Annotated in this window: 17 protein-coding genes, 1 tRNA gene and 1 pseudogene; 5 read left to right on the forward strand and 14 right to left on the reverse strand. The window is 65.9% G+C overall.

From position 1 onward, the window contains the following. Positions 1 to 20 precede the first annotated feature (20 nt). From KRR38_RS13580 to KRR38_RS13590, 3 genes are read left to right on the forward strand one after another with little or no spacing between them, the layout of a single operon-like run. Positions 21 to 1,508, forward strand: a complete 1,488-nt coding sequence (locus KRR38_RS13580) for an NAD(P)/FAD-dependent oxidoreductase (RefSeq protein ID WP_217402306.1) — start codon at positions 21 to 23, stop codon at positions 1,506 to 1,508. Positions 1,509 to 1,518: 10 nt separating this feature from the next. Continuing rightward, entirely contained in the window at positions 1,519 to 2,292 is a 774-nt protein-coding gene (locus KRR38_RS13585) for a molybdopterin-binding protein (RefSeq protein ID WP_217402309.1), read from the forward strand. Next, positions 2,282 to 2,830, forward strand: a complete 549-nt coding sequence (locus KRR38_RS13590; protein WP_217402311.1) for a hypothetical protein — start codon at positions 2,282 to 2,284, stop codon at positions 2,828 to 2,830. Before KRR38_RS13585 ends, KRR38_RS13590 begins: the two co-directional genes overlap by 11 nt. On the opposite strand, the gene KRR38_RS13595 is transcribed toward KRR38_RS13590, so the two are convergent. The 8 genes from KRR38_RS13595 to KRR38_RS13630 all read right to left on the reverse strand — a co-directional run bounded on the left by KRR38_RS13595 (position 2,831) and on the right by KRR38_RS13630 (position 8,105). Next, a complete protein-coding gene (locus tag KRR38_RS13595) occupies positions 2,831 to 3,235 on the reverse strand; it encodes a cupin domain-containing protein (protein WP_217402313.1) in 405 nt (134 codons plus the stop codon). Positions 3,236 to 3,328: 93 nt separating this feature from the next. Continuing rightward, positions 3,329 to 4,180, reverse strand: coding sequence for a TauD/TfdA family dioxygenase (locus KRR38_RS13600; protein ID WP_217402315.1), 852 nt, complete (start codon positions 4,178 to 4,180; stop codon positions 3,329 to 3,331). A 139-nt stretch (positions 4,181 to 4,319) separates the two neighbouring features. Continuing rightward, positions 4,320 to 5,018 carry a 50S ribosomal protein L1 gene (rplA, locus tag KRR38_RS13605; protein WP_217402316.1) on the reverse strand — a complete coding sequence of 233 codons (699 nt, stop codon included), beginning with the start codon at positions 5,016 to 5,018 and terminating at the stop codon, positions 4,320 to 4,322. Positions 5,019 to 5,022: 4 nt separating this feature from the next. After that, positions 5,023 to 5,454, reverse strand: coding sequence for a 50S ribosomal protein L11 (gene rplK / locus KRR38_RS13610; RefSeq protein ID WP_217402318.1), 432 nt, complete (start codon positions 5,452 to 5,454; stop codon positions 5,023 to 5,025). A gap of 183 nt (positions 5,455 to 5,637) precedes the next feature. Further along, complete coding sequence (nusG, locus tag KRR38_RS13615) at positions 5,638 to 6,174, reverse strand: transcription termination/antitermination protein NusG (RefSeq protein ID WP_217402319.1); 537 nt, start codon at positions 6,172 to 6,174, stop codon at positions 5,638 to 5,640. Positions 6,175 to 6,194: 20 nt separating this feature from the next. Continuing rightward, positions 6,195 to 6,389, reverse strand: coding sequence for a preprotein translocase subunit SecE (secE, locus tag KRR38_RS13620; RefSeq protein ID WP_217402320.1), 195 nt, complete (start codon positions 6,387 to 6,389; stop codon positions 6,195 to 6,197). A gap of 111 nt (positions 6,390 to 6,500) precedes the next feature. Then, complete coding sequence (locus KRR38_RS13625; protein WP_217402321.1) at positions 6,501 to 8,000, reverse strand: hypothetical protein; 1,500 nt, start codon at positions 7,998 to 8,000, stop codon at positions 6,501 to 6,503. Positions 8,001 to 8,029: 29 nt separating this feature from the next. Then, a tRNA-Trp gene (locus tag KRR38_RS13630) sits at positions 8,030 to 8,105 on the reverse strand. 95 nt (positions 8,106 to 8,200) lie between these two features. Between KRR38_RS13630 and aat the strand changes: the two genes are divergently transcribed. Further along, complete coding sequence (gene aat, locus KRR38_RS13635) at positions 8,201 to 9,055, forward strand: leucyl/phenylalanyl-tRNA--protein transferase (protein WP_217402322.1); 855 nt, start codon at positions 8,201 to 8,203, stop codon at positions 9,053 to 9,055. Positions 9,056 to 9,090: 35 nt separating this feature from the next. Here the strand turns inward: aat and KRR38_RS37360 are convergent. The 4 genes and pseudogenes from KRR38_RS37360 to KRR38_RS13655 all read right to left on the reverse strand — a co-directional run. Beyond that, positions 9,091 to 9,495 (reverse strand): annotated as a pseudogene (locus tag KRR38_RS37360) (DUF2155 domain-containing protein); the annotation flags it as partial. A gap of 5 nt (positions 9,496 to 9,500) precedes the next feature. Continuing rightward, positions 9,501 to 9,914, reverse strand: coding sequence for an NADH:ubiquinone oxidoreductase subunit NDUFA12 (locus tag KRR38_RS13645; RefSeq protein WP_217407260.1), 414 nt, complete (start codon positions 9,912 to 9,914; stop codon positions 9,501 to 9,503). A 66-nt stretch (positions 9,915 to 9,980) separates the two neighbouring features. Further along, positions 9,981 to 10,466, reverse strand: a complete 486-nt coding sequence (locus KRR38_RS13650) for a DUF192 domain-containing protein (protein ID WP_217402323.1) — start codon at positions 10,464 to 10,466, stop codon at positions 9,981 to 9,983. Position 10,467: 1 nt separating this feature from the next. Continuing rightward, complete coding sequence (locus KRR38_RS13655; RefSeq protein ID WP_217402324.1) at positions 10,468 to 11,055, reverse strand: regulatory protein RecX; 588 nt, start codon at positions 11,053 to 11,055, stop codon at positions 10,468 to 10,470. A 139-nt stretch (positions 11,056 to 11,194) separates the two neighbouring features. Here KRR38_RS13655 and KRR38_RS13660 point away from each other — a divergent pair, with 139 nt between their 5' ends. Continuing rightward, positions 11,195 to 12,955: a fatty acyl-AMP ligase gene (locus KRR38_RS13660; protein ID WP_217402326.1), complete on the forward strand. Its 1,761-nt coding sequence runs from the start codon at positions 11,195 to 11,197 to the stop codon at positions 12,953 to 12,955. Between the two features lie 58 nt (positions 12,956 to 13,013). Here KRR38_RS13660 and KRR38_RS13665 read toward each other — a convergent pair whose 3' ends face one another. Both KRR38_RS13665 and KRR38_RS13670 read right to left on the reverse strand, forming a co-directional pair. Then, on the reverse strand, positions 13,014 to 13,403 hold the full coding sequence (locus KRR38_RS13665) for a TadE/TadG family type IV pilus assembly protein (RefSeq protein WP_217402328.1): 390 nt from the start codon (positions 13,401 to 13,403) through the stop codon (positions 13,014 to 13,016). Next, the gene (locus tag KRR38_RS13670) at positions 13,400 to 13,963 is read right to left on the reverse strand and encodes a TadE/TadG family type IV pilus assembly protein (RefSeq protein WP_217402330.1); all 564 of its coding nucleotides are present in this window, start codon (positions 13,961 to 13,963) and stop codon (positions 13,400 to 13,402) included. Before KRR38_RS13670 ends, KRR38_RS13665 begins: the two co-directional genes overlap by 4 nt.

The raw sequence follows: 13,963 nt of genomic DNA on the forward strand, positions 1-13,963 counted from the left end.
CTGTGAACGCCGAGACGCAGATGACAGAACCTCTCGACGTGCTGATCGTCGGTGCCGGCATCTCGGGCATCGGCATGGCCGCCCACCTCACCCGCGAATGCCCGGGCAAGCGCTATGCCATCGTCGATCGCCGCGCAGCCGCCGGCGGCACCTGGGACCTGTTCCGCTATCCGGGCGTCCGGTCGGACAGCGACATGTTTACGCTGGGCTATGCCTTCGCGCCCTGGCGGGAGGATCGTTCGATCGTCGGCGGCGAGACGATCCTGGGATACCTGGGCGAGGTCATCGACAGCCACGGCATCGCAGATCGTATCCATTTTGGACTGACCGTGACTTCCGCCGACTGGGATAGCCGCGCCGGCCTGTGGACCGTGCGGCTCACCGACGGCCACGGCAAGGCGACGACGATGGCGGCGCGCTTCCTCTTCGCCGGCGCGGGCTACTACGACTACGACGATCCGCACGACGCGCAGATCCCGGGCCTGGACAGTTTCGGCGGCCTGGCCGTCCATCCGCAGTTCTGGCCCGATGATCTCGACTACGCCGGCAAGCGGATCGTGGTCATCGGTTCGGGTGCGACCGCGGCGACGCTCGTCCCGGCGCTGGCCGAAAAGGCCGCGCTGGTGACCATGCTGCAGCGGACGCCGACCTGGTACATCACCCGCCCCGCGCGTGACGGCATGGCTGCCTGGCTGCGCCGGCTGCTGCCCGACAAGGCCGCCTATGCGCTCACCCGACTGAAGAACGTGCGGATGCAGAACTACCTGTTCGGCAAGTCGCGCAGCGCGCCGGAGGGGATGAAGGCCTTCCTGCACAAGCAGATCGAGGACCAGCTCGGCAGCAAGTTCGATCCCGAGGCCTTCACTCCGCCTTACAACCCATGGGAACAGCGCATGTGCCTGATCCCCGACGGCGACCTGTTCGATGCGATCCGCGAGGGTAAGGCCGAGATCGTCACCGCCCGGATCGCGCAGGTCGACCAGACCGGCATCCTGCTCGACGACGGACGTCACCTCGATGCCGACATCATCATCACCGCTACGGGCCTGCGCCTGACCGTGCTCGGAGGGATCACGCTCAATGTCGACGGCGAACCGGTGAATCCGGCCGAGCATTTCTTCTACCGCAACTGCATGTTCTCGAACGTGCCGAACTTCGCCATGCTGTTCGGCTACCTCAACGCATCGTGGACGCTGCGGGTCGACCTCGTCGCCGAATGGCTCTGCAAGCTGCTCAGGCATATGGACAAATGGGGGGTCGACGTCGCGACGCCGTATCTGCCGGTTGACCACGGCCTGATCGAAACGCACCCCTTCGATGCCTTCTCCTCGGGCTACCTCCAGCGCGCGCGGGCGCAGATCCCGAAAAGCGCGACGACATCGCCCTGGCAGATCGGCATGGACTACCTGACGGACCGCAAGGAGGTCCGCGAGGCACCGATCGACGACGGGGTGATGCGGTTCGAACGGACGGCGCAAGCAGTAGCGAGCCGCGGGCAATTGTCCTAACCCCTGCGCCATGTCCGATTCGTCCCCCAACACTGGCCGTATCTACACCGCCGCGCTGATCGTCATCGGCGACGAGATCCTTTCCGGACGAACGCAGGACAAGAACATAGCCCAGGTCGGGACATGGCTGGGCCTCCAGGGCATCCGCCTCAGAGAAGTGCGCGTGGTGCCCGACGTGACCGAGGCGATCGCCGAAGCGGTGAACACGCTGCGCGCGCGGCACGACTATCTGTTCACCACCGGCGGTATCGGGCCGACGCACGACGACATTACCGTCGATGCGATCGCCGTGGCCTTCGGCGTCGGCGTCACCGTTCATCCCGAGGCGCGGGCGATCCTCGAAGGCTATTACGAGAGCCGCGGCGGCCTCACCGAAATGCGGCTGCGCATGGCGCGCGTGCCCGAAGGCGCCGACCTGATCCCCAACCGCTACACCGGCGCACCGGGCATCCGCATCGGCAACGTGTTCATCATGGCCGGCGTCCCCGCGATCACCGCCGGCATGCTCGACGCGCTCTCGGGCGCGCTCGAAGGCGGCGCGCCGCTGCTGTCGGAGACGGTCGGCTGCTGGTGCCAGGAAAGCGAAGTCGCGCAGCTCCTTGCCGATACCGAGCAGGCGCATCCGGGCTGCCAGATCGGCTCCTACCCCTTCTGGCGCGACGGGCGCAGCGGAGCCAATTTCGTCATCCGCTCTACCGACGCCGAGGAACTCGCCGCCTGCTCGCGCGACCTGGCCTCTGCGCTGGAAGCGATGGGCAAGCCGGCGACACCGGGTGGCATTTAGCGCCTTCCTTGCCGGTCTCGCGCTGGCCAGCCCGGCGACCAGCGAACCGGCCAGCCTCGCCGAATTCGAAGCGCACCTGGCCGCGTATACCAGCGCGACAGAAGCGCTTCAGCAGTGGTGCCACCTGCGGCATATCGGCGAAGGCCCGATCCGCGCCGGCACCGTCGGTGCCCAAAGCGACGACCCGCCCGAGAAAATGCGCCGCATTCTTCGCCTGGGCGGCGACCGCCCCCTGGCCATGCGCAACGTCCGGCTGAGCTGCGACGGCACCGTCCTCTCGGTCGCCTGGAACTGGTACGCTCCCGAGCGGCTGACCTCGGCGATGAACGCAGCGCTGCGGGACAGCGACGTCCCCTTCGGCAAGGTCGTCGGCCCGCTGCATTTCCGGCGCGAGACGCTCGACGTCACACCCGGTCCCGCGGAGACTTGCCCGCGCGACACGGTGTCCACGCACCGCTCGCTGCTGCGCCTGCCCGATGGCGCGCCGCTCGCCTATCTCATCGAGTGCTACGCCGCGGCGAATCTAGCGCCGCACTGATCAGGGAGCGGGCGCAGGCACCGGCGTCCGCAGCGGCTGCCCCTTGTCGACAACCAGCGTCACCACCAGCCGTGCCGGCACTGTGCCGACATTGGTCGCGTTGTGCTTCACGCCGCGCGGGATCACGAAAATCTGACCGGGCAACTGCCGCCGATCCGGCTGGCCTTCCTGCTCGAACGACATTTCGCCGACGACGAGATAGGCGATCTCGACACCCGAATGGACATGCCAGCCCGTACCCCCGCCGACGGGAAACTCACGCTCCAACACGTCGACGACCTGCGGGCCTTTATCCTGCGGGACGTCGGTGGACGTGATGGCTGGCGGCGCGGGCGCATCGGCCAGTGCGGGCGTCAGTGGAAACGGGCCAGCCAGCAAGCCGGCGAGAAGAATGGCGTAGCGCATCGATAGTCCCTCCTGTCGCGCTCAGCATGCCACGCAGCAAGAAGGCCGGAAAGGTCTCCCCTCCCGGCCTCCTGATGTTCGAGCTTGCCGCGATCAGGCGGCGACCGTCTCGGTACCCGCGATCGAGGTGCGGTGCATCATGCGGCCCGTCGACTTGTCGTAGGGAATCGCACGGTGCATCGCGCCGGTGTTGTCCCAGATCACAAAATCGCCCTTGGTCCACTTGTGGCGCAGCGAAAAGGCCGGCTGCGCTGCCCACTCCTGCAGGCGGATCAGCATGGCGCGGCCCGCGGGAATTTCCATGCCCACGATGCGGTCGGCGGTGGTGCCGATCACCATCGACTTGCGACCGTCCTGATGCGTCCAGACGATCGGATGCTCGCGCTCACCGCCGATGCCGAAGACCTTGGCGCGGTGATTCTCGGGAATGGCATCGGCGATCGGCGACAGGCTCGCCGTCACCGAGTGGATCGCGCGCAGGCCTTCGAGCGCCTGCTTCTCTTCTTCGGGCAGCCCGGCATAGGCGGCATACGTGCTGGCGAATTCGGTCTCACCGCCCTTGTCGGGCGCGATGCGGCACGAGAGCAGCGTCGCGAAAGGCGGCGGCGCATCGACCGAAACGCCATCCATGTGCCAGAAGAACGTGCCGAGCACATATTCGGGCTGGGGATTGATCTTGGGGTCAAGCGTCACCTGGTAGATGTCGTCGGCGACGTCGGTCTGGACGTTGAAGCGACCCGTCAGCTTGATCTTCTCGCCCATCGATTCGGTGATGTAGCGCTGCTCGTCGTCGGTCAGGTCGACCTGCGGGAACACGAGCACGGTGCGCTCTTCGACCTTGGCGCGAATCGCCCCGGCGGCTTCGGGGGTGAAGAGATCGGCGCGGTCATCCCACGAGACGCGCGAACCGATGAATTCCTTGATGTTCTCGAACCGGATGGCCATGGGCGTCTCTCTCGCAAACGATGCTGTACAGGTGTTCAGCGCGATCTACGCATTTTGCGCCGAAAATCAAGCGGGCAAAACGAAAGGGCCGGGAAGGTCACCCTTCCCGGCCCTCGCGATGTTCGTTCGGGACGGCTGATCAGCCGCCGTGGACTTCGGCCACGTCGATCTTCAGGCCCGGGCCCATCGACGAGGACAGGCCGACCCTGCGGACGTACTTGCCCTTGGCGCCGGCGGGCTTAGCCTTGACCACGGCGTCGACGAAAGCGTCGAAGTTGGCCTTGAGGGCCTCGTTCGAGAAGCTCATCTTGCCGATGCCGCCATGGATGATGCCGGCCTTCTCGACGCGGAACTCAATCTGGCCGCCCTTGGCAGCCTTGACCGCTTCGGCGACGTTCGGCGTGACCGTACCCAGCTTCGGGTTAGGCATCAGGCCCTTGGGGCCCAGCACCTTACCGAGGCGACCGACGATGCCCATCATGTCGGGCGTCGCGATGACGCGGCCGTAGTCGAGGTTGCCGGCCTGCATGTCTTCCAGCAGGTCCTCGGCGCCAACCTTGTCGGCACCGGCGGCGAGAGCCGCCTCGGCCTTGTCGCCGCGCGCGAAGACGGCAACCTTGACGTCCTTGCCCGTGCCCGAAGGCAGCGTGACCATACCGCGGACCATCTGGTCGGCGTGGCGCGGATCGACGCCAAGGTTCAGCGCGACTTCGAGAGTCTCGTCGAACTTGACCGACTTCAGATCCTTCAGCGTCTGGATCGCCTCATCGACGGCATAAAGCTTCTGGTTGTCGCCGAGCTTGGCTGCGAGAGCCTTCTGATTCTTGGTCTGTGCCATCTGTTCAGCCCTCCACAACCTGCAGGCCCATCGAACGGGCGGAACCTTCGATGATCTTCGTCGCCTGCTCGATGTCGTTGGCGTTCAGATCGGCCATCTTGGCCTGAGCGATTTCGGCAAGCTGCGAGCGCTTGATCGTTCCCGCCGAGATCTTGCCCGGCTCCTTCGAGCCCGACTTCAGGTTGGCGGCCTTCTTGATGAAGAAGGTGGCGGGCGGCGTCTTGGTGACGAAGCTGAACGAGCGATCCGCATAGACGGTGATGACCGTCGGGAGCGGCGTGCCCTTTTCCACTTCCTGCGTGGCAGCGTTGAACTGCTTGCAGAATTCCATGATGTTCACGCCGCGCTGACCGAGCGCCGGACCGATCGGCGGCGACGGGTTGGCGGCACCGGCTGCGACCTGCAGCTTGATATAGCCTTCAATCTTCTTGGCCACGAGGGCCTCCTTTCTTCCTGTTGGCCCGCCCTTGTTCAGGACGACGCCTCAGAGTGAGCGGTCAAGCACCCCGGACCTGATCCGGGGCTCCCGCGGGGAATCCGAGAATACCCGGAAGCGCGGGCCGATAGCGATATCGGCCCGAATTTGCAACGCCGATCTCCCTTGCGGGAGAGGGTTTGGTTACTTGCTGAGTTCGACCTGCTCGAAATCGAGCTCGACCGGGGTCGCACGGCCGAAGATCGAGACCGAGACCTTGACGCGGTTCTTGTCGAAATCGAGTTCCTCGACCACGCCGTTGAAGCTGGCGAAGGGACCGTCGAGCACCTTGACCGAATCGCCGATCTCGTAATCGACCGAAACCTGGTGGCGCGGCTGCGCAGCGGCCTGTTCGCGGGCGCCGAAATAGCGCGCGGCCTCACGCTCGGAGATCGGCTGCGGCTTGCCGCTGGAGCCGAGGAAGCCGGTGACCTTGGGAGTGTTCTTGACGAGGTGATAGACGTCGTCGTTCAGCGTCAGCTTGGCGAGGACGTAGCCCGGCATGAACTTGCGCTCGACCTGAACCTTCTTGCCGCGCTTCACCTCGGTGACCGACTCGGTCGGAACCTCGACCGCCTCGACCAGAGCCTCGAGCCCCAGGCGCTCGGCCTCGGTCAGGATCGAGTCGCGGACCTTGTTCTCGAAGCCGGAATAGGCGTGGATGATGTACCAGCGGGCCATTGTCGTCTTTCTTTAGAATATCAGGCGAGCGAGAGGAGCCAGCGCACCACTGCGCCGAAAATCGAATCCACGCCGAGGAAGAACACGGCCAGGACCGTCATCAGCAGCGCGACGAAGATGGCCGTGGTGACCGTCTCCTGGCGCGTCGGCCAGACGACCTTGCGCATTTCCGCCTGGACTTGGCGCATGAACTCGCCGGGGCTGGTCTTGGCCATTGCTGCCTTTCGCCTCACAAAAATCGTTGTCGCTTCCACCAAGTCTTCTTCGCCGCCCCGGCTGCTGCCGGGAGGGGCGATCGGTTCTTCTTGTAGGAAGGTTGTGGCGATCTAGCGAGCAGCGGCCGGATTTGCAAGCCGCGCGAGGAACGAGTGCCGCGTGGCGTAAAGCACCTTGGTGCCCGGCGGCAGCGTCGTCGGTCCCTGGAGCCCGATGTACCAGAGATAGTCGGCCTGTCGGGCCGGCTTGAAGTGCTGCAGTTTGATCGGCTGCTTCGGCCAATGGACCACACGGTGCGAGGGATCGACGAAGTCCGGGCCGCCCTCCTTCAGCTGCAGCATGTGCACGCCCGGAATGGCGAAGTGGGTGTTGACCAGGGCATCGCGACGGATCGTCGCATAGCTCGGCACATGCTCGAAGGGGTTGAGCGCCCACTGGCGCGCCTCGACTACTACCGCGGCCGCGACCCGCGCGCCGCGCGGCATATAGTTTAGCGCTTTGAGCATCTGCGTCAGCTCGCGTGAATTCACTTCCCAGGCCGCGCAAGTGATGTCGAGCCGCACGAGGAACAGTACCGGCGACAGCCAGAATAGCCAGCGCGGTGCCGACCAGTCGATCGCCATGCAGCCGACCATCAGCGCCACCGCGATCAGCCGGTAGTCGGCGTAGTCGCCGCCGCCGAAATGCCGCGGCATGGCGAAAGTCAGCACGAGCAGGATCAGCGCCGCCCAGCCGAGCCGCCCGTCGATCTTGCGCATCAGCGCGGCGGCCAGCAACACGAGCAGGATGACAACCAGCGTGGCAATGTCGAGCCAGAACACCTGGTCGCGCATCGCCTGCAGCCAGATCGCCAGCTTGAACACACCGACCTTGGAGCCATAAGCCAGCCCGCCTTTGGCGCCCCCGCTCAGCAGCATCGGCACTAGCGGGAAGGCCAGCGGCCAGGTGGCCAGCGCCGCACGCCAACTCTTGCGCCGGGAGAATTCATAACCGAACGCCAGAACGCCCAGCACGCCCCAGCCCGAAGCGTGGCAGAGCCATTCGGCCAGACCGATCGGAATGAACAGCATCCAGCGGCGGGGGTTGCCCTCGAGCTTGATCCAGAGCGCGAAGGACAGCAGCGCCAGACCCAGCGACAGGCAGAAATTGTAGAAGCCCATCCCCATCGCGGGCGACCAGATGAAGATGAAGGCCAGCATCGCGCCGATGCCGATGCGGCGGCGCAGCACCCATTCGACCGCGATGATGCCGAGCCCGGTCAGCGGCGGGATGATCAGGCCGAGCACCCGCCCCGCGGTTTCCAGCCCGAACATCTGCGACAGCGGCCAGATCAGCAGGTCGGCACCGAGATTGCCGGTGAAGATCCAGTGGAAGTCGTAATAGCGCGCGAGGAAGGCATCGCGGCCGCCGTCGAGCATGATGTGATAGCGCGCGAGGTGCGAGGGATAGTCGGTCAGCTGCGGCCGCTTGGCGACGATGAACGGCATGGCCGAAAGCAGCGCCAGGAACAGCCCGAGCAACAGCCCCTCGCGCGGCGAGACGCTCCCCACGGCCTTGCGCAAGCCGGATTCGCCCTGGCGCGGCGGCATCATCGGCTGGGACGCATCCATCGGTCTAGCGCTTCCTCGGGGGGAGATGCTGGCAGGAGTGGAGGGATTCGAACCCCCGGCACTCGGTTTTGGAGACCGATGCTCTACCAGCTGAGCTACACTCCTGCGCGCGGTGGTGCCTCTAGTGACTGGCGGGGGCGATGGCAAGGCGACTGGCCGCAAAAATCATGTCGGGCGTTTGCGTCTGTCAAATCGCCGCCATGACAAGCCTTCTCCCGCTCTGCTACAGTCTGTGCGTGCACGCGCCCGTAACGCCACCGATCATCGATCCCGAACTGCTGATGCTCGCCTACCGCAGCGGTATCTTCCCCATGGCCGATCACCGCGACGACCCGGAGATCTTCTGGGTGGAGCCGCGCAAGCGGGCGATCCTGCCCCTCGACGGTTTCCACCTCTCGCGCTCGCTGGCGCGGACGCTGCGACGTGGGCGCTTCTCGGTCACCTGCAACGCCGCTTTCGCCGAAGTCATGGAAGCCTGCGCCGCCCCCCGGCGCGACGGCAGCGGCGAGAGCTGGATCAGCCACCGCATCGCCGCGAGCTATCAGCGGCTGCACGAGCTCGGCCAGGCGCACTCGCTGGAGTGCTGGCGGGACGACGAGCACGGCACACCCCGGCTCGTGGGCGGGCTCTATGGCGTCGGTTTCGACCGGGTGTTCTGCGGCGAGTCGATGTTCAGCCGCGTGCCCGATGCCTCGAAAGTCGCACTGGCCTGGCTGGTGGCGGCTCTGTGCCGTGCCGGCACGCAATTGCTGGATTGCCAGTTCATCACCTCGCACCTCGCCTCGCTTGGCGCGGTCGAGATCAGCCAGAAACGCTATGTCGGCCTGTTGCGCGCAGCGCAGGAGCCTTATTCGGGCGTGGGCGTCGCGGCCGGCGCCCGTGACGGCGACGGACTGGGGGCCGGAGTCGGCGTCGCAGCGGGCGAGGCAGCCGGCGACGGCGACGGCGACGCGCTCGGCTTGGCGGCGGGCTTCGCCGCGCTGCTCGCCGCTGCAGCGGGATCCTCTTCCTCGCCGGGGAACTTCATAGCGCAGTCCTTGACCCAGACATCGTAGATCGGGTGCTGGACAACGTTCAGCGACGGTGAGTTCTTGAACAGCCAGCCCGAGAACACCTTGTGCCAGGTCAGCGGCTCGCTGGTCTTGGCACGCTCCTCGACGAACAACTGGACGAAAGCGCCGACTTCGGGCGGGTTTTCCCAGGGCAAGGTCCGCTCGCAGCTGGCGAGCCGGACGATGACATTGCCAATCCGGCGCGATCTGCCGGCCTTCATCACCAGGTCCTGGCTCTCGTTGTTGCGCTTGTTGAGCAGGCCGATCGTGGCGACGCGGTCCTTGACCGGCGTGCCGAACTGACTCTCGACCGCCGAGATGCCGACCGGCGTCGCTGCGACGGCCTTGGGCATTTCGGTGGCAACCGCTTCGGCCTGCTCGTCGTCGCCGCGTTTGCAGCCGGCAAGCGCGACAAGCGCCATCAGGACAAGCGCTCCGCGCATCGGGATCAGGCGTCCGGCGACCAGGCCTGGTAGTCGCCCGTGGCATGGGCCCGCCGGCCGCCGCGCTCGAGCGCACCCTGCGGGCGATAGGCCTGGTCGGTGCCCGTGGCGTTGGGCGTATAGTCGACTTCCCATATCCGCGCGGGCGGCAGATTGCTTTCGGGAATGCCGTCAAAGCTGCCGTGGAGCCAGCCGTGCCATTCGGCCGGCACGCGGCTGGCGTCGTTGGCGCCTTCGTAGATCACCCAGCGGCGCTCATGCCCCGCGAAAGGCTGCCCCGCCGCGACCCGCTTCTTCGCGCGGTAGTAGCGGTTGCCCTGCGCGTCGGTGCCGACCTGCTCGCCGTTGCGCGAGCTATTCAACAAGGTGCCGATGGTCGCGCCGTCCCACCAGGTGAAGATCTTCGAGAGAATACCCATGGCCAGCGCGCGTAGCGGATTTGTGGGGGTCGGGGCAAGCTTCTGATGCTTGCCCATCCACCCAATCTACCAGTCTACCCTGTCGCCGGTATCGATACCCAGCGCCGCCGCCCGCCCGCCGTTGAGTTCGAGCACGGCCGCAGCCTTGCCCCAGGACGGGATCGGCGTTTCCGAATAAGGCACCGCATTGGCGGCCACGTTGAGAATGCGGTGGTCGGCGCCGATGAAGATGATGTCGAGCGGGATCACCGTATTCTTCATCCAGAAGCTGGCGAGCCGCGGCGGCTGCATCGGGAAGATCATCCCCTCGTCGGCGCCCATTTGGGTGCGGAACATAAGCCCTTTGGCCTGCTCCATCTCGGAGCGCGCGACTTCGACACGGAAAGCGTGACGCTGGCTGCCGTGCGTGACGGTCAGCGGAACGACCGGCAGGCCGGATTCGGGATGCCGCGCCTGCGTTTCGGCGACTGGCTTGGCCGCGCTGTCGGCGGGCTTGGTCGAGCAGGCGGCCAGCGCCAGCATGGCAACAATAAGACTCTTGGGAATGCGCATGTCAGTCGTCATCCGAGGCTTGCGCGGCCCAGTCCTCGGCCGCTTCGACGCTGGCGGCATTCACCAATTCGCGGGCGCTGTCCAGACCGTGCCCGGCGCGCAGCATGGCCGCGATCTGCTTCTCGCGCGCGGCACGGTCGGCCGGCGCCGGACCGAAGGGACCGAGCCGGCGCTTGCGCGCCATAACCAGCGCGGCCTGCCGGCGCGCGCCTTCGCCCGCACGCACTTCCGCGCGGATGTCCTCGCCGATCCCGGCCGCGCCGAGCGCTTCGCCGATCCGACGCTGGCCGTAGCCGCGGCGCAGCAGGCTGCCGCTCTTGGCGCGCGCGAAAGCGGCATCGTCGACATAGCCGGCCGCGACGAAACGTGCCGCCAGGGCAGCGACCGCGGGCTCGCCCTCATCCGCCCAGCCACGTTCACGCAGCTTGCGCACCAGATAGCTTTCCAGCTTCGCCCGGCTCGTCGCGAAGCGCGCGACATAGGCCAGTGCCAGCTCATCGAGCCGCGCCGAATCGAGCGGCTTGAGCGGCCGTTTTGCGCGCCGCTTGCCGCTTTGTTCAGGAGTCGTTCCTGGGGATTGCCGTATCATTGCCTCATTCGTGCCACACTCGCCTCAGAATGGGAAAGCCCGCGAACGGATGGGATTTTACCATGCCCCGATCGATCGTTTCCGGTATAGGGCATTCAAACGCCGCTATAAATCTTTTAACAACAACGGGTTATCGCACATGACCGACACCGCAGCGATGGTGCCGACGACCGAAAATACGCTAATTCCGACTGCAAACGAAGACGATCTGCCGCGCCGCTACGCAGATTTTGGCAACTTTTGCGAGGCGCTCGACTACGCCGCGAAAGGTGAACGTGGGTTCAATTTCCACGATCCGCGCGGCACGCTGATCCGCCCCTACCCGTTTTCCGAGCTCCGCCAGGACGCGCTTGAGATGGCCTATCGCCTGATCGCCCACGGCGTGAAGCCGGGCGATCGCATCGCGCTGATCGCCGAGACGGGCCCCTATTTCGCCGCTCTGTTCTGCGGCGCGGTTTATGCCGGCGCCTGGCCGGTGCCACTGCCGCTGCCGACTTCGTTCGGCGGCAAGGACAACTACATCGAGCAGATCGCCGTCCAAATGGCGAGCGCCGAGCCCAAGATCCTGCTGTTCCCGACCGAGCTCGAGGCCATGGCCGTAGCCGCTGCCGAGCGCCAGGGCTGCGAAGCGATCGCCTGGGAAGGCTTCGCCGAGGAGAAGGCGCCCGAGGCGCCGCTGCCGACCCCCGCGCCCGACGACATCTGCTTCCTGCAGTATTCGAGCGGCTCGACCCGCTTCCCGCACGGCGTTGCCGTTACCCACCGCTCACTGCTGGCGAACCTCGCCGGGCACGGCCATGGAATGAAGATCGAGGGGTCCGACCGCTGCGTCTCCTGGCTGCCGTGGTACCACGACATGGGCCTCGTAGGCTGCGTCCTGTCGCCGATCGGCAACCAGTTCTCCGTCGACTACCTCAAGACCGAGGACTTCGCCCGCCGTCCGTTGGCCTGGCTCGACTTGATCAGCCGCAACCCCGGCAGGTCGGTCAGCTACTCGCCCACCTTCGGCTATGACATCTGCTCGCGCCGCGTCTCCAGCCAGACCAATGTCGCCGAGCGTTTCGACCTGTCGCGCTGGCGGCTTGCCGGCAACGGCGCCGACATGATCCGGCCCGACGTAATGCAGGCCTTCGTCAACACCTTTGCGCCCGCGGGCTTCAAGGCCGCCGCCTTCATGCCGAGCTACGGCCTAGCCGAAGCGACGCTGGCAGTGACGCTAATGCCGCCGGGCGAAGGCATCCGCGTCGAGCTGGTCGAGGAAGAGCGCCTGTCGGGCTGCCCGCGCGATCTCTCGCGCCCGGCCCGCTACCGCGCCATCGTCAACTGCGGCAAGGTCGTGCGCGGCATGGAACTGGAAATCCGCGGCGAAAGCGGTCACGCGCTTGCCGATCACCACATCGGCAAGGTCTGGTGCCGCGGCACCAGCGTCATGCATTCCTACTACCGCGACCCCGAGGCGACCGCCGCCTGCATGGTCGACGGCTGGCTGGACACCGGCGACATGGGCTACATGGTCGACGGCTACCTGTTCATCGTCGGCCGGGCGAAGGACATGATCATCATCAACGGCAAGAACCACTGGCCGCAGGATATCGAGTGGGCGGTGGAACAGCTTCCCGGCTTCCACCAGGGCGACATCGCCGCCTTCAGCCTCGAGACCGAGAGCGGCGAGGAAGTGCCCGCCGTGCTCGTCCACTGCCGCGTTTCCGACCCGGTCGAGCGGATCAAGCTGCATGACGAGATCCGCGACAAGGTCCGCTCGATCACCGGCATGAACTGCATCGTCGAACTGGTCCCGCCGCGCACACTGCCGCGCACCAGCTCGGGCAAGCTCAGCCGCGCCAAGGCGAAGAAGCTTTATCTGGCTGGCGAGATCGAGCCGTTCAAGCTGGCGGCCTGATCCTTCGACAAAAAGACAAACGGGGACCGGGATTCCGGTCCCCGTTTTCGTTCTCACGTCAAGGGAAACAGGCGGTCGAGCTCAGCGGGACGTTGAACTTGGCCAGCCCGGTGTTGAACGTGAAGTTGATCGTGCCGCTAACAAGGTGGCCGCAGGCGGCGATACTGGCGGTAAAGGTCGGCTGATCCTTCGTGACGCTGACATAGCGCTGGAGCGTATAGGTGGCTGTCGCGGTGGTGCTGCTGCAGGTCGTCGTGTTGATCGAATAGCAGCGCGCGCCTTCCTTGACCGCCTTCTGCATATTGGCCGAAGTGAAGCTCAACATCGCCACATAGAGCCCGCCGACGGCCGCCAGGATAAACAGCGGGAAGACCAGGGCGAACTCGATCATCGCCCCGCCGCTTTCGTCGCGGCCGATCCTCCGCCTGTGCCCGAGAAGCGCCATCATTTGAGCCTCACCAGCGATGACGATTGTATCGAGGTCGGTATCAGCGACGAGAAGTTCAGGACATTGAAGATCGGCGCATAGGTGTACTGTGTCTTGATCTGGACATAGTCGCCGGGCTGATCGCTGGCTTGGCCCACGGACCCGCAATCGCTGGGCGGCGCGCTCGTCACGTCACCGACCTTCTGCAGCGTTCCAGCGGTGTTGACGCAGTAATAGCCCTCCGCCGGATAGCCGGTCTGCAGCGTGATCCCTGTGCCCAGCGAGGTCGATTGCAGCGACGCGGTGACCGCGGCCGTGAAGCCCGTGCAGTTCGTCGTCGCCGGCAGCTTGGTCGTGTCGCAGTTCTGCCAGGCGGCCTGGGCCGCCATCTGCGTCGCGTTGTCCACTTGGAGACGATGGACGTAGAAGTCCGCGGCATCGACCCCGGCGAGCATGGCGAAGGTCATGATGCTGAGGCAGAAGGCAAATTCGATGCTCGCGGCACCCCGCACATCGGCGGCGAGGCCCGCGGCGCCCAGCCGCCGATGCCGCCGCAGGGCGAAGATGGACCGGACCGCCAT

It is taken from the genome of Novosphingobium sp. G106 (assembly GCF_019075875.1).
GTDB lineage: Bacteria > Pseudomonadota > Alphaproteobacteria > Sphingomonadales > Sphingomonadaceae > Novosphingobium.

What these genes read in the sequence shown, in the direction of transcription:
- KRR38_RS13655 (WP_217402324.1), bottom strand. Translation starts at nt 11,055, where the DNA reads ATGATACGGCAATCCCCAGGAACGACTCCTGAACAAAGCGGCAAGCGG.
- KRR38_RS13600 (WP_217402315.1), bottom strand. Translation starts at nt 4,180, where the DNA reads ATGGCCATCCGGTTCGAGAACATCAAGGAATTCATCGGTTCGCGCGTC.
- secE (WP_217402320.1), bottom strand. Translation starts at nt 6,389, where the DNA reads ATGGCCAAGACCAGCCCCGGCGAGTTCATGCGCCAAGTCCAGGCGGAA.
- aat (WP_217402322.1), top strand. Translation starts at nt 8,201, where the DNA reads ATGACAAGCCTTCTCCCGCTCTGCTACAGTCTGTGCGTGCACGCGCCC.
- KRR38_RS13670 (WP_217402330.1), bottom strand. Translation starts at nt 13,963, where the DNA reads ATGGCGGTCCGGTCCATCTTCGCCCTGCGGCGGCATCGGCGGCTGGGC.
- KRR38_RS13650 (WP_217402323.1), bottom strand. Translation starts at nt 10,466, where the DNA reads ATGCGCATTCCCAAGAGTCTTATTGTTGCCATGCTGGCGCTGGCCGCC.
- KRR38_RS13665 (WP_217402328.1), bottom strand. Translation starts at nt 13,403, where the DNA reads ATGATGGCGCTTCTCGGGCACAGGCGGAGGATCGGCCGCGACGAAAGC.
- KRR38_RS13660 (WP_217402326.1), top strand. Translation starts at nt 11,195, where the DNA reads ATGACCGACACCGCAGCGATGGTGCCGACGACCGAAAATACGCTAATT.
- KRR38_RS13585 (WP_217402309.1), top strand. Translation starts at nt 1,519, where the DNA reads ATGTCCGATTCGTCCCCCAACACTGGCCGTATCTACACCGCCGCGCTG.
- rplA (WP_217402316.1), bottom strand. Translation starts at nt 5,018, where the DNA reads ATGGCACAGACCAAGAATCAGAAGGCTCTCGCAGCCAAGCTCGGCGAC.
- KRR38_RS13580 (WP_217402306.1), top strand. Translation starts at nt 21, where the DNA reads ATGACAGAACCTCTCGACGTGCTGATCGTCGGTGCCGGCATCTCGGGC.
- KRR38_RS13645 (WP_217407260.1), bottom strand. Translation starts at nt 9,914, where the DNA reads ATGGGTATTCTCTCGAAGATCTTCACCTGGTGGGACGGCGCGACCATC.
- nusG (WP_217402319.1), bottom strand. Translation starts at nt 6,174, where the DNA reads ATGGCCCGCTGGTACATCATCCACGCCTATTCCGGCTTCGAGAACAAG.
- KRR38_RS13595 (WP_217402313.1), bottom strand. Translation starts at nt 3,235, where the DNA reads ATGCGCTACGCCATTCTTCTCGCCGGCTTGCTGGCTGGCCCGTTTCCA.
- KRR38_RS13625 (WP_217402321.1), bottom strand. Translation starts at nt 8,000, where the DNA reads ATGGATGCGTCCCAGCCGATGATGCCGCCGCGCCAGGGCGAATCCGGC.